Origin of the sequence: Sinomicrobium pectinilyticum (assembly GCF_003725735.1) — a bacterium.
Taxonomy (GTDB): Bacteria; Bacteroidota; Bacteroidia; order Flavobacteriales; family Flavobacteriaceae; genus Sinomicrobium; species Sinomicrobium pectinilyticum.
The window spans coordinates 1-13861 of the sequence record NZ_RJTM01000078.1; the positions used below are offsets into that span (position 1 = coordinate 1).

11 protein-coding genes are annotated in these 13861 nt (G+C 41.0%); 10 read left to right on the top strand and 1 reads right to left on the bottom strand.

Features of this window, described 5'->3' with window-relative positions; translation table 11 throughout:
- Positions 1–290: 290 nt before the first annotated feature.
- The 6 genes from ED312_RS11130 to ED312_RS11160 all read left to right on the top strand — a co-directional run bounded on the left by ED312_RS11130 (position 291) and on the right by ED312_RS11160 (position 6699).
- Positions 291–1148 carry an AraC family transcriptional regulator gene (locus tag ED312_RS11130; RefSeq protein ID WP_123216096.1) on the top strand — a complete coding sequence of 286 codons (858 nt, stop codon included), beginning with the start codon at positions 291–293 and terminating at the stop codon, positions 1146–1148.
- Between the two features lie 468 nt (positions 1149–1616).
- Positions 1617–2135 (top strand): DUF2938 family protein, encoded by a 519-nt coding sequence (locus ED312_RS11140; RefSeq protein WP_170164497.1) that lies wholly within the window; start codon positions 1617–1619, stop codon positions 2133–2135.
- 117 nt (positions 2136–2252) lie between these two features.
- Positions 2253–3158: an NAD(P)/FAD-dependent oxidoreductase gene (locus ED312_RS11145; protein WP_123216120.1), complete on the top strand. Its 906-nt coding sequence runs from the start codon at positions 2253–2255 to the stop codon at positions 3156–3158.
- 12 nt (positions 3159–3170) lie between these two features.
- A complete protein-coding gene (locus tag ED312_RS11150) occupies positions 3171–3767 on the top strand; it encodes a short chain dehydrogenase (protein ID WP_123216099.1) in 597 nt (198 codons plus the stop codon).
- Position 3768: 1 nt separating this feature from the next.
- A complete protein-coding gene (locus ED312_RS11155; protein ID WP_123216100.1) occupies positions 3769–4404 on the top strand; it encodes a class I SAM-dependent methyltransferase in 636 nt (211 codons plus the stop codon).
- A gap of 732 nt (positions 4405–5136) precedes the next feature.
- Positions 5137–6699 carry a Fic family protein gene (locus ED312_RS11160; protein WP_123216101.1) on the top strand — a complete coding sequence of 521 codons (1563 nt, stop codon included), beginning with the start codon at positions 5137–5139 and terminating at the stop codon, positions 6697–6699.
- A gap of 465 nt (positions 6700–7164) precedes the next feature.
- Here the strand turns inward: ED312_RS11160 and ED312_RS11165 are convergent, their stop codons facing one another.
- Entirely contained in the window at positions 7165–7575 is a 411-nt protein-coding gene (locus tag ED312_RS11165; RefSeq protein WP_123216102.1) for a helix-turn-helix domain-containing protein, read from the bottom strand.
- 327 nt (positions 7576–7902) lie between these two features.
- On the opposite strand from ED312_RS11165, the gene ED312_RS11170 reads away from it, so the two are divergent.
- The 4 genes from ED312_RS11170 (at position 7903) to ED312_RS11185 (ending at position 13676) form a co-directional block, all read left to right on the top strand.
- The gene (locus tag ED312_RS11170) at positions 7903–8856 is read left to right on the top strand and encodes a hypothetical protein (protein WP_148044276.1); all 954 of its coding nucleotides are present in this window, start codon (positions 7903–7905) and stop codon (positions 8854–8856) included.
- 94 nt (positions 8857–8950) lie between these two features.
- Complete coding sequence (locus tag ED312_RS11175) at positions 8951–10228, top strand: hypothetical protein (RefSeq protein WP_123216104.1); 1278 nt, start codon at positions 8951–8953, stop codon at positions 10226–10228.
- Between the two features lie 11 nt (positions 10229–10239).
- On the top strand, positions 10240–11952 hold the full coding sequence (locus ED312_RS11180) for a HEPN domain-containing protein (RefSeq protein ID WP_123216105.1): 1713 nt from the start codon (positions 10240–10242) through the stop codon (positions 11950–11952).
- A gap of 17 nt (positions 11953–11969) precedes the next feature.
- Positions 11970–13676, top strand: coding sequence for a hypothetical protein (locus tag ED312_RS11185; protein ID WP_123216106.1), 1707 nt, complete (start codon positions 11970–11972; stop codon positions 13674–13676).
- Positions 13677–13861: the final 185 nt, after the last annotated feature.

The following is a 13861-nucleotide window of genomic DNA, read 5'->3' on the forward strand; positions in this document are numbered from 1 at the left end:
CACCTCAAAAAACACAAATACAAACACCTGAAAATCTAACTACTTTAAGAGACTATTTAAAGCAGGGACGAGTATTCGGCAGCATATAATATTTATGAACTCCTATAAAAATTGAACTTTTACCCGGGATAAGAGGTTCGAATCCTGATCAGATTCAATACTGCCCTGGGTTAGTATAAATTACATTTGGCCTATTTGACAAAATACCATTCATTTTTAGAAAAGTCCTATTTTTTATCACTATTTTTCATGTTATTTACCAAGCCAGAACAATTGGGTTTTTATATAGAATGGACGATATCCCTGTACGCTATATCACAGATAAAAAAACACGTTCGCACTTATGGGTACGTGAACTTGTCGACGTATTAAACGGAGGAGGCCTGAATAGTGATTTACACCGACACGATTTTTATTTTCTTCTTTTTTTAAAGCACGGAGCAGGTTCTCACCGTATCGATTTTAACGAATATAAAGTATCCGACAGGTCTCTTTTTATACTGAGACCGGGACAAATACATCAGTTACATTTAAACCCCGGTTCGGAAGGGTTTTTGATTCAATTTGGCAATAATTTCTATAAGCCCACCGATTCATACACTCAAAAAGCATTACGCTTTTGCGGGAAAAAGAACTTTTTTAAACTGAGCCCGGACCACTACAAATCAGTATTGAGCTATTGTGCAAATATTCATCAAGAGTCTAAACATAAAGATGAAGGACGGATACAAAGTACTTTGGCATATCTGGATCTGCTTTTTATTTTTTTATACCGCAACTTCAATGAGAAGAAGGCCGCCAACCCGAATACTACATATTACCAGGAACAGCTCGATATGTTGCTTGATGTTGTGGAAACTCATCTGAAAGAGATGAAACAGGTAAACGATTATGCCTCCTATTTGAACCAAACTCCGTATCAACTCAATAAGATTACCAAAACAACTTTAGGGAAAACATTTTCGGAAGTAATCGCTGATTCCGTTTTACTTGAAGCCAAACGATACATTCTTGGCACTTCAAATCAAATAAAAGAAATAGCCTACCACTTGGGGTATGATGATGTGTCCTATTTTATCCGTTTCTTCAAGACCAACACCGGAAAAACACCGGAAGAATACAGACGCTCTAAATTATCTACGCGCTAACTCCTCCATACTTTTAACTTTTTTACAAAAGTCCTATTCCATTTCAATTTCGTCCTACTATTGAGACCAGCCAAGATCCTACTTTTGTATCGTAAGATTTTTGTTATTAACTCTTTAATTCCTCTTACCTATGAAATGCCCAAGCGAAATTGTTATACCGCCCCATATAATTACTTCGGGCATTCCTCCCGATAAGTATCGGGACGACCTATTAAAAACAAATAAAAAATAAACAGATGAAAATGAAATTGATTGCTTCGCTCAAAATATGGATTTTAATATATCCGTTGCTGACTCTTTTCCTCTATTTCTTTCAAGAAACATTGAGCGGAATCCCCATCTACCTGCGTACGTTACTTATAACCCTGATCCTTGTTCCATTTTTGGTCTTTATTGGTCTGCCATCCTTAAATAGGTTATTGGAACGAATCAGTCCTAAAGACAATAATAGCTCTATAGATGTGTAAAATGAGGGCTATATATAATCTTTTAACCAGAATTGTTGTCATAGGTATAGGTGGGACTTTATGCATCGACCTTTTTACAACTGTACTGGGCTTTTTCAAAGTGACTACCAATGGCCTTAGGTTTGTTGGCAGGTATATCGCTTATGCTCTTGATGGTGTTTATTCGCACGATATGATTATTCAGACCAAAAGTGTCACAGGTGAACTCTTGTACGGCTATGCTGTACATTATATCGCTGGTATCTCCTTTGCATTTTTACTGCTATTGCTTTATAAAAAAGAATGGTTCTATAAACCTAAGTTTTTACCGGCATTCGTAGTTGGTCTCATATCTTACTTGCCTGCTTTATTTTTCATTCAGCCCTTGTTTGGCTTTGGGGTTGCCTTTTCGGAACTGGATAGACAAATATCCCTTTTATTTAAGACCTCGATTATTCATATTATCTATGGTGTAGGGCTTTACTGTACGGCAAGGTTTGTCCTTTTTATTAAAGGCACAAAACACGTTAAGATATCATAGCATATGGGAAACAATAAAAAAGGTATAAAGCGTAGGGACTTTATTAAAAATAGTGGGTTGGCACTCGTTAGCGTAAACCTACCCTGGCAAACAGTAAACTTTATAAATCAGAATACAATGAACGATACAAAATTTGATGTGATAATAGTTGGCGGAAGTTACGCTGGCCTGGCAGCAGCTATGGCCTTGGGACGTGCCTTAAGAAAAGTATTGATTATAGATAGTGGCAAACCTTGTAACAGGCAGACGCCACATTCCCATAATTTTATAACTCAAGATGGCAAAACACCCAAAGCCATTAGTGAGTTGGCAGCCCAGCAGGTAATGGCATATCCTACCGTTCATTTTTTGGACGGGTTGGTCGTTGACGGAAAAAAGCTTGACAACAGCTTTGAAGTCCGGACTAAAAAGGGCGAGCGTTTTAAAACGGCGCGCTTGGTCTTTGCTACCGGCATCTATGACGTAATGCCTGACATTAAGGGATTTTCGGAATGTTGGGGCATATCCGTATTGCATTGCCCGTATTGTCACGGTTATGAGGTACGCTCCAAGGTTACCGGGATCCTTGGAAATGGCGATTTTGGCTTTGAGTTTTCCCGGTTGATTTCCAACTGGACAGATGACTTAACTCTATACACCAATGGTGCCTCTACCTTATCTGAAGAAGAGACCCAACTTTTAAAAAGTAGGAACATCAATATTGTGGAGGCAAAAATTAATGCACTTGAACATAATGAAGGTTATATCAATAACATCTTGTTTGCCGATGGCTCAACAATGGCTGTCGATGCGCTCTATGCCCGTTTACCCTTTAAGCAACATTGCACCGTACCTGAAACTTTAGGTTGCACCTTGGACGATAATGGCTACATCGTCATAGACGGGATGCAAAAAACCTCTGTTGAAGGCATCTATGCTTGTGGTGACAACACCACAAAAATGCGAACTGTGGCCAATGCCGTAGCTATGGGCACCAAAGCAGGAATGATGCTCAACAAAGAATATGTATTACAGAACTTTTAAAATAGAAATAGAATGAAAATATTACTTGTAGGTGCTTCCGGAACCATGGGCTCCCATTTGGTAAATGCTTGGAAAAATGAGCACGAACTGATAACCGTTGGAACAAAATCCGGTGATATCAAGGCTGATATCACATCAGTGGACGATATTAAGAAAATGTATGAATCCGTTGGCAGTTTTGATGCGCTTGTGTCCACAGCTGGTCCATCTTATGTTGGTCCTTGGAAAACCCTGACCCCCGAGGTTTTTAAAAATGGCTTGAACGGGAAGTTGTTGGGACAAATTAATCTTGTATTGCTTGGTCAGGATTATATCAACCCAAACGGGTCTTTTACCTTAATCACTGGTGGACTTACCTATGAACCACAACACTTCTTTGCCAATGCATCTGCCGCCAATGGTGGTGTAGAAGCCTTTGTAAGAGCTGCCGCCATTGAACTTAAGAAAGGTGTTCGAATCAATGCCGTGAGTCCGACCGTGATTGAGAACTCGCCTCAGTATTTCGACTACTTTCCGGGCGAGATTCCAACAACAATGCGTGCATTGGAATTTGGTTTTAGGAAAAGCGTTTTTGGTGCAAAAACAGGAGAAATCATTAAACTTTATTAAAATGAAATCACAACAAAACAACGAATACAAAGCATTTTGGGATGAGAGATATGCTGAAGTTGCTTATTCCTATGGTAAAGCTCCCAATGAATTTTTCAAACAGTGGATACAGAGATTTGAACCCGGCTCAATTTTGCTGCCTGCCGATGGCGAGGGACGTAATGGCGTTTTTGCCGCAAAACTAGGGTGGGATGTCACTTCAAACGATTTTAGTAAGGCAGCAGAAGAGAAGGCCCTTCAACTTGCCGAACAGGAACAAGTGTCCATAAACTTTATGGTAAGCGATATTGAAGAACTGGACTTACCAGATGGCAAGTTTGACGCCATAGCCTTGATTTTTGCACATTTTTCGCCTGAAAAAATTTCTTCGATACACAAGAAGTTGGTTAAAGCCTTAAAGAAAGACGGTATTATCATTTTTGAGGCTTACAGTAAAAATCATTTGGAGTATCGGGCAAGAAACCCAAAAGTAGGCGGGCCTGGTAACTTGGATATGCTTTTTTCCAAAGCTGATATAGAGAGGGATTTTGGAGGTTTTGAAATCATTCTGCTGGAAGAGGCCGAGACTGAACTAAATGAAGGGAAATATCACAAGGGTGTTGGTAGCGTGCTACGTTTTGTGGGGAAGAAAAAATAGTTTTCCTGAACCAGGTAGACACTTTGTATATGTTCTTTTTGTTTTTGTAGACGTTCGGTAACATAAAAAGTAAAGGGCAAGGTTATCGATACCAGCGAGATGTGGCTCTCCCTTAAGTGTTGCTATGGAGAGCGGCATCGCCTCGGTCATGAAGAATGCCCCGGTGCAGTGGTTGACGACCTGACCTGATAAGGGGGTGTTTCGTCCTTTGTAAAAAAAAGAAAGCCTGCTCTTGTGAGCGGGCTTTTATGTTTGGCAGCATTGGCTTTATCCAGGCTCGAATGTGAAACCTATTCCTTAATTCGGATTAGTAAAATAGCGATGAATACTATTCAGTATCATATTTTTTATGAATGTACCATCCTTTGGTGAATATAATAAAGTTTAAAAACATACGAATACACAAACTATTGGTTTGTAAATGGAGAAATAAATAAACCGCTGCGTCAAAATGATTTGTAGCAAACATTTACTGAATTTATTACAAAACAGGACTGTTTAAATGATGTAAAGTATCGAGAGTAAAATAAAAATTACAAGATGAAATAGAGGGATATATTGACAAAGTCGGGCCATCATGTTGTGTGCTTCCAAAATACACCAACATACATTTACTAATTTTATCACGGTTATATTTACTAATTTTAGTACATTTGATTTTGCTAGAATTGGCACAATAGAAAAAACTAATTTTAGCCCGAAAACAAAGATTGAAAAAGTAAATTCGACAACATGGCAACCCCCAGAGAACGATTCGCAGAAGCCCTTACCTTTCTGAAAGGGTTACAGGACCAGGATATAGTAGGAATTCATACCGATGATATCCCTAATGTAAAACACCGTCAATTGCTTGTCAAAAATGGTTTTTTACGGGAAGTCACCAAAGGATGGTATATTGTTACAGCCCCTAATGAGAAAGATGGTGAGACCACAACGTGGTATAGTTCATATTGGGAATTTATAGCACGGTTTCTTAACCGAAAATATGGAGATGATTGGTCGCTTTCGGCAGACCAGTCCTTGTTGCTCCATGCCGGGAACCGGTCGGTGCCGCAGCAATTGCTTATACGGTCGCCCAAGGGCAATAACAAGCCCACCCCGTTACCCCATAACACTTCCCTGTTCAATTTGAAGACCGATATCCCTCCTTCGGAACAGACCGTCATAGAAGAAGGCATCCGCATGTATAATTTACAGGCTTCCCTCATTTATGCAGGGGGATCGGTGTATACAAGCAATGCCATTGATGCGCGTACCGCGCTGTCGTTGATACGGGATGCTTCGGAATTATTGCCTATACTATTGGAAAATGGGCATACCACATTGGCCGGCCGATTGGCCGGGGCTTTTCGTAACATTCAACGTGACAGAATAGCCGACCAGATTATGGAAACTTTCAAACAAGCCGATTATGACATTCGGGAGGAAGACCCCTTTGAAACCAGGTTGGAATTAAAATGGTCGGCAAGGGGACGTTCTCCCTATACCAACCGTATACGCTTGATATGGCTACAGATGCGTGGGGCTGTAATGGCCAATTTCCCCCAAGCCCCCGGTATACGGACCGACCACGAATCCTATTTGAAGGAGGTGGACGATATATACATAACGGATGCCTACCATTCGCTGTCCATTGAGCGCTATCGGGTGACCCCTGAGTTGATTCAAAAAGTGAGTTCTGGCGAATGGGACACCGAGGAAAATGAAGGGGATAGGAAACAGCGGGATGCTATGGCAGCCCGGGGGTATTATCAGGCTTTCCAATCTGTAAAGCAGAGCATCAAAGCCATATTGGAAGGTGCAAATGCAGGAACACAGGTCGATAAAGACCATGCCGCATGGTACAGGCAGTTGTTCGACCCAAGTGTGGTGGCAGGCTTGTTGAAGGCTTCCGACCTTTCCGGTTATCGCAATAACCAAGTGTACATCGGTAATTCCAAGCATGTTCCCCTAAATGTGGATGCCATGCGCGATGCCATGCCCATCCTATTTGAATTGCTGGAGGAAGAGCCCGAGGCTTCGGTACGTGCCGTGCTGGGCCATTTTGTCTTTGTTTTTATCCACCCGTATATGGATGGTAACGGGCGTATGGGCAGATTCCTGATGAACACCATGCTGGCCTCCGGTGGCTATCCGTGGACCGTAATTCCCGTAGAAAAGCGGGATGAATATATGCAGGCATTGGAAGAGGCCAGTGTAAGGCAGGATATCGGGCCGTTTGCAAAATTCCTTGGAGATTTGGTAGTCGAAAGAATGAAAGGTAAAAACGCAGCGGAACTGCCGAACAAAAAATAGCCACATGGTGTGGTGCATATGACCGAAATACAGAAGGAATTCCTTTAAGGATGACTATTTTGTAGTGATGTATAATGTAATATTTTTTGCCATTTCAATCCTTCTTTTAATCATATTTATCGGAATTCAGGTATTCCAAAGTATTAAATCCAAAGGATAATATGTTATCTATCTTTTAATATGTTTAACCAAAATTCCCCTCTCTGGAGGTTTTTTTTATTCTTTTTTACGTCTTCCAAGTCATCTTACTACCCTGGGAAGCCGTGCCACATTATTGAATTGTTTTGAGTTTTTTAGTGTGTAAATACTACGAAAGTGATTGATTATTTTTGCACTGTCGTATTTTAATCTTTTTGATTTCAAAAATCTGTTTGCAAGGGAAAAATACGCTTAAAAAAGGGCAAAACAAACAGAAAATTTGCGTATTGCCCCTATATTTTACGTGTATCGTACAACGAAGAATAGCTATTTCTTGTACTCCTTCAGCAATTTTTCCAGGTATTTTACTTTGTCTTTTTCAGCTTTAAGCAGTTCCTTGTAGAGTCTTTTGTTTTCTTCAACCACTTCCATAAGCTTGTCTAATGGATTAAAAGTGCAACCATAATTTACTGCCGAAGAATTATCAACGTGATACGTATTTCCAATAATATTTAAAGCTTTATCTTCTGAAAAATTTTCAATAGCTTCTTTGGTAACTCCCAATGCCTGGGCTACTTCTTTTAGTTTTTCGTCTTCCACGGTTTCACTTTGTTCTATACGAGATAAGGTCTGCTGGCTAATACCAAGTCGCTCCGCCAGGTCTAATTGTTTAATCCCTTTTAACTCACGGATACGGCCTATTTTTCTGCCAATATGATTTTTTTCTGCTGTATTCATACTTCCAAAGATAGCAAATCTTTCCCGAATTTTTATGCGTATCACACCCATTTTCGTGAGTAAAATACAACGGTCCGGAGGTATGATACCACCTATTTGGGTACGGTACGCAACAAAGTCTTCTTTCCTTTATACCTATTAACCGCAAAACGTAAGGATATGGACAGAATACAATTCAGGGACTCTAAACTTTCCTTTTTAAAGAAGAAGGAAATATTAAACCCATTTCTTGTACTGAAAAAAGCATTTAAGAAATACGCATCATGCGAGCCTGTACAGGATGAGTTTTGGGAATTGGTAACAGTAGCTTTTCGCAAAAATTATTGGATGAAATATAAATCGCCAAAAGTTATCTACCTAAAATACCTGAAAATGGTATGCCTTTATGAAGCGGCCTTTCTGATTGCAAAAATACGCCCGTCCTATGTTGTAAAGCATCATGCTATCATAGAAAACAGGCACTTCCAGGTTAAACCGGGAAGTTTATCATCCCCAAAAGCTGTTACTTCATTAGAGGGGGCCTATACAGAATTATTGCAGCTTATTGGTAAGATGCGAGCGGATTCCATCCGATTTGATTTGAGCAACCTTTTATATCACGGACTGGAACCGACAGTTTATAAATATACCGATCTCTTGAGCGAAGCTGTTTACGATGCTTACAGGAATTTTAGCAGCTTAGTCCTGTCCTTATTTACGATCTATCAATCTGAGCGAAATCTAAAACTCACCAAAGGGGATAAAAAAATATTAGGAAAGAGCCTGGGTGAAGCACTCGATTCGGATCATCCCCAGTTCGTATATTACTACCCCTTCGTTGGAGTATATGAGGATTACACAGCTTCCAATTTATATGATGCTTTAAACTATCTGGGCAGGATATCTTCCAGCACTTCCTATTGGAATAGAAACGGCAATCCGGGAAATGTGGTTTACTATTTCGATGAGTTGCTATTCCTATTGGAGTCCTTTTGGGTCTATTCCAGGGAAATCAAACCCAAAGCGAAAAAGGCTAAATGGAAAATTCCTGAACAAACTATTTTGAATATCAAGTATTTGCCAACGGATCAATTGAAATTTCCCGTCTGTTACCTGGATAAAGAAATCAAATGCAAACCGCTGCATATTTGGCGCGACGAACTTGAATCATGGAAATTGGATGTTTTGGGTGGCATTCCGTTCAATGCTTCCAAGTATGGTGAGCTAAGAAAGCTCCTGTTTTCTTTAGCGGAATTTGCCAGCCTATTGGAATATGACCCTAAAAATGCAGTTGGTGAATAAGTTATTCTTTATGCACATGCTTTTCGACAGATCAACATTAAATGCTAAAAACTACCTATATCATTAAAAAAATGAACCAATTAAAATCTGAATTATGGACAACGCTTATTTAAAAAACCCAGAAGATCAATGGGATACCCAATGGTTTTTATTGCAGGGCGGGATTTATGAATCCTTCTGCTACGATACTTTTGAATCGTTTAATGCTAAACTTTGGCAATTAGTGGTGGCATTAACTTCAAGAAAGAAAAGGAACGATGAGGAAAAACAGCAGTTGACAAGGACGTTAGAAAAAATCGTATTGATGGTAAAGGGATGCCATTACTTTCTGCACCATAAAAAACGCTTAAAATTCAAAGAAGACTGGATCGACATCAAATGGTGTAAAAATCCATATCGGTGCTTAAAAAAATACCGATCCAGGGAAGACAAAAAACTGAATCATCATTTGGCACATTTCCAGGAGCCGTTTTCGATGCTTTCCCGGGAAGAAGCCCAGAATTTCACGATAGCTTTTAAGAACTTTTTCGCTGAAATGGACCTGTGTTCATGGCTTGATCTGCTGGACGATTGGAGGTCCTATTTGCAGCATGGTGAAAGCCTATTTGAGCTTATGGACTATACCCCTTTGAAGACTTACGAAAAACTAAGGACGCTGTATGAGGCCTGTATAATCAGCTATCATTGGGCTGAGATTAATTATCCGCCGCCCAATCACCATTTAATTGTGGATTACCTGTCATCGGAATATGTGGACGGCTATGGCAGTGCCAGTCCTTTCGACATGGCCGGGAGTGTGTTTTACGAGAAAAATTACGAGGATATCCGGCAGGACATCCTGGATTTATATCCCTTATGCCCCTGTAAAAAGAAACAACTCAAGATAGAGGCAAATGATCTCCGGTCTACACTAAGGTGGTTACTGGAAACAGGGTGGTTGTTTTTGCAAACAGATTATTTCCCGAAAGACTGGTTGGACCCGGACAGCATTCACGCTTTGCATTGTCCGATTCCGGAAGCGGAATTGGAATACCACTGGATGCCTGAAAGTTTAAATTTCAAGGAACGAAAAAACCTTCGGAAGACCTTATCCAAACTGTATCACTTTATAGATGTACGGGAGGAAATACATGCTGTGGAAAGCAGGGTCATCCATCATTATTGTACAGATTCGCTGGAGGTGGAAATGGATGAGTACGATTTAAAAACCCGGAATCGGCTCCTGAAAATGCTGGATGTACTAACCTTAATTGTTCTGGATTTACGAGAGCAGCGAACCAAGCCTGACGGTATATATTATCCGCCGAATACTGAAGATGCGGCAACACGAAAGGTCGAGGACACAAGTCTAAACGAGGAAACATCATCATAAATAGTTTTATTATGGATAACATTAAAAACACTCCGGATGTCAAAGCAGTTATTGATGCCTTGACGACCAAATTCAACATCGAGCAGATTTACCTGAATACCTACGACCAGGGAACTTCACCTTTCGAACTGGTCATCCTGGTATCGAGTAAATACATCAAAACGTTGGATGATCTGGTTCCCAGGATTATGTATACCATCGGGAACTACCCGCAGTATAAGGTGATGTGTTACGTGGCCTTTCAGGCCAAGGATAAGATCAGGGAAGGAAACCTGTATTTGTTTGCGTCCTGCCAGCCGCAGAAGCTCATTTACAAAAAGGAAGACTCTGAATTTGAGCCGATCCCCAAACAAATAGACCATGTAAAATGCAAAGAATTGGCTATTGCCCTACGTGACCGGGAACAACAGAAGATTGATGAATTTAAAGAAGGGTATTACTTTTTTAAAGAGAAAGAGAACTATGGACTGGCTTCATTTATGCTGCACCAGGCGGTAGAACTTACCTATCGGTACCTGGAGCTTCAACTTATTGCCAAAGAGCGCATAACACATTCTATTCGCGGCCACCATCTGTATCTGAAGAGAATCAGTGCTGCGTATACAGGCATTTTTGATGAAGAAGACGACAATGATATCCTTTTGCTCCAGGTTTTGGATAACATCTATCGGTCGACGCGCTATGAAGATGATTTCCGGATTGATATCGACACGTTAAAACAGTTGGAATCAAAGATGGAAACATTACATACAAAAGCAGTGCAGGTTTTTGAGCATATTGTTGCTTCATTCGAGCAACAGCATGCAGTGGCACCGGTCCCAAACGATCAAAATGACGATTTACCCAACAAAACAAAAAGTATGAAACTGGACGATAACAAATATTTGAAGGAGGCCATCGAGCAGTTAAAGGAGCGTATAAAAACACCTGTTGCGATTTACGTGTTTGGACATCGTGCACGGTCATTTTTTATAGAAGGTATCAATGATACTGAAACCACCGGCATCCATGATGACCATTTCGATTTACTCGTGGTTAGTGAAACGTATGTAAGGGAAAAGGTAATGAGCTTACAAGGCGAACTAAATAAACGGTTAGGGATTTCTTTATTGCTATTGTCCTATACGAAAGACCATATACAAAAGCAACTCGACAAGAACAATCCCTATTTTCATCGTGTACTGCAAAAAAAGGGTTCTTTACTATATGCGGGATTGGAAATCAACGATTGGTGTTTCCATGAGAACAATGGGGTCCGTACAGAAGAAGAGTTAAAAAAGTGTATGGCGAATTGGTATAAACGGGAAACTAATGCAAGCGGATTTTTTAATGGCGCGACGGCTATTGAAGATTCAGAGGAATTTGCGGTTAAAGTGCTTTTATACAACCAGGCCATGGAGCAGGCATCCCTGGGGTTGCTTGAGTCTTTTTACGGCTACACCCCGTACCAGCAAAACCTGAACCATTTGTATAATCTATGTTGTAGCTTCTGGTATTTCCCTAATGACATCTTTCCCAGGTTTACTGAAGAGGACAAGAGGTTATTTAACGAATTTGCTCATGTGGTGAAGAGCGTTCTTTACAAAGGATTATCCTATATCGATTGGGATGAGGCTTTCCGGTATGAAGCAAGATGTGAACGGTTTCTTGAGGAATGCAGTACACTCGTCCGGGAAACTTTTTTGAAAAATAGCGAGCCTTTGCAGGATCCGGCGATCGTTTAACCTAAAATCCTATTCCTATGGAACTATCCGCACAACAAATCGTCAATAAGCTGATCCCCCTTATGGAAATCAGGATGATCTACCGCTCCGGGATTCAGCAGGAATTTTATCTTCAACCGGTGTTCATTATCCTGTTGGACAAGGATGGTACGGCACTGTCCCCGGAACTCCGGACTACGGTCGATAAAATATTCCGGGAGGAAAACGAATATTGCCTATACCGGGTATTCGCTTACGAATACACAGCACAGCAATTAAAAGAGGAAAACCTGTTTTTTGTGTACGGCCTGAGAAAAGAAAATCTGGTCTACCGTAAACCCGGAATACCGGGTGATCCTTTCCCCGGAATACCGGTAAATGAAGCCCTTTTCAGCCGGGTCAAAGACCGGTTAAAGCAGGAGTTCACCAAAACCGATCATTTTTGGGAAGGTGCTACCTTTTGTCTTGAAGACGAAGATCTTCGGCAAGCTGCCCTGATGTTCCACCAGCACATGGAATACGTATTCCGTATCATCGAACTTTTTGTCATGGGTAAAGAGATGGAAAGCCACAGTATCCGGGAACACCAAACCTACGTTGATGATTGTGTACCGGAACTCGGAGGTGTCTTTTTTGCGGAGATTGAAAATGAGCAAAAGGTATTGGACCTGTTGGATGAGGTTTATATTGCAGTAACGCACAGCAATAACTACCACATCAACCAGGAGCAGATCGATGTCATTAAGAGCAAAGCCGAATGGACTGCTAATGCTGCGCGGAAGGTTATCAACCGCCAATACCATGCTTTGGAGTTGAAGCGCCTGGCGCCATCCGCTATGGTACATAAAGAATCTGACACGCAAAACGATCCCAATAATGCAGCAAAGGAAACTGAAAAAGACCCGCTGTTAGAACAGGTTATTGAACTGTTGAAATCAAAAACAGACCTGCACTCGCTATATCTTATCGGCAAACAAAACAAAATTTCATCCCGAGAAACCTATGTAACTCCCACAGGTAAGGGGCATGAACAATCCGTAGCTTATACCTTGCTTATGGTCACCCATAGTCCTTTGCCCATACCGCTGTTTGAACTCACCGATGATATTTACAATCGACTGCCATGCCGGGTATATATTATTGACTATACGCTTGATGAGGTATGCTATAAAGTAGACCGGGGCAGCAATTTCCTGGACCGTTTTTTAACGGAAGCCCTATTGCTGTTTGCTGAAGACAAGCGTCTGACTTCTTTAAACCGTACGCCTGATTATCACGGAAAAAACTGGAAACGAATGCGCAAAGTTTGGAAAGCCCGGTCTAAGCGGGCAACCTACCTGCTCTCCATGCTGGTGGATGCGTACCAGGAAATGGACGAAGACCCCACGGTAAAAATGGGGATCATGCACTATGCGTTGGAACAGGTTTGTTTAGGATTGCTATACGTGTTCTGGGAGTTTAAGCCCGCTCATAATACCCTGTCTTTCCTGTTCCACTTATGCAACCATTTTACCAGTCTTCCCGATGACATCTTTTCCGGGGCTTCGCATACCAGGCATCATATGTATCATCTCCTGTCCAATGCTCCCCACCAGATGCGGTTTAAATCCAAATCCGGCATTACCAAAAAAGAAGCTGAAAAAGCCTTTGTCCTCTGTAATGATTTTATGGTACAGGCCCGGAAGGTGGCCGAAGCAGAACTCCAACGCCTAAAGCGGCTGCATTGTGTGGAAGCTGTTGTTTGAAAAAAGGCTTCTCCGTTGAAAACTAAGAAAAATAGATCACAAAACCGATGAACCTAAAAACAGTCGTTATGAACACCTATTAGAAAAAACTGATTGAAAGCCGGAAACATTATGCTAAAGATTATCGCCCCATATTGCAACCGCCCTCCATTTTTAAAGATAAATTCCAAGTCAGCTATTTCTAT

What these genes read in the sequence shown, in the direction of transcription:
- ED312_RS11130 (WP_123216096.1), top strand. Translation starts at nt 291, where the DNA reads ATGGACGATATCCCTGTACGCTATATCACAGATAAAAAAACACGTTCG.
- ED312_RS11140 (WP_170164497.1), top strand. Translation starts at nt 1,617, where the DNA reads ATGAGGGCTATATATAATCTTTTAACCAGAATTGTTGTCATAGGTATA.
- ED312_RS11145 (WP_123216120.1), top strand. Translation starts at nt 2,253, where the DNA reads ATGAACGATACAAAATTTGATGTGATAATAGTTGGCGGAAGTTACGCT.
- ED312_RS11150 (WP_123216099.1), top strand. Translation starts at nt 3,171, where the DNA reads ATGAAAATATTACTTGTAGGTGCTTCCGGAACCATGGGCTCCCATTTG.
- ED312_RS11155 (WP_123216100.1), top strand. Translation starts at nt 3,769, where the DNA reads ATGAAATCACAACAAAACAACGAATACAAAGCATTTTGGGATGAGAGA.
- ED312_RS11160 (WP_123216101.1), top strand. Translation starts at nt 5,137, where the DNA reads ATGGCAACCCCCAGAGAACGATTCGCAGAAGCCCTTACCTTTCTGAAA.
- ED312_RS11165 (WP_123216102.1), bottom strand. Translation starts at nt 7,575, where the DNA reads ATGAATACAGCAGAAAAAAATCATATTGGCAGAAAAATAGGCCGTATC.
- ED312_RS11170 (WP_148044276.1), top strand. Translation starts at nt 7,903, where the DNA reads ATGAAATATAAATCGCCAAAAGTTATCTACCTAAAATACCTGAAAATG.
- ED312_RS11175 (WP_123216104.1), top strand. Translation starts at nt 8,951, where the DNA reads ATGGACAACGCTTATTTAAAAAACCCAGAAGATCAATGGGATACCCAA.
- ED312_RS11180 (WP_123216105.1), top strand. Translation starts at nt 10,240, where the DNA reads ATGGATAACATTAAAAACACTCCGGATGTCAAAGCAGTTATTGATGCC.
- ED312_RS11185 (WP_123216106.1), top strand. Translation starts at nt 11,970, where the DNA reads ATGGAACTATCCGCACAACAAATCGTCAATAAGCTGATCCCCCTTATG.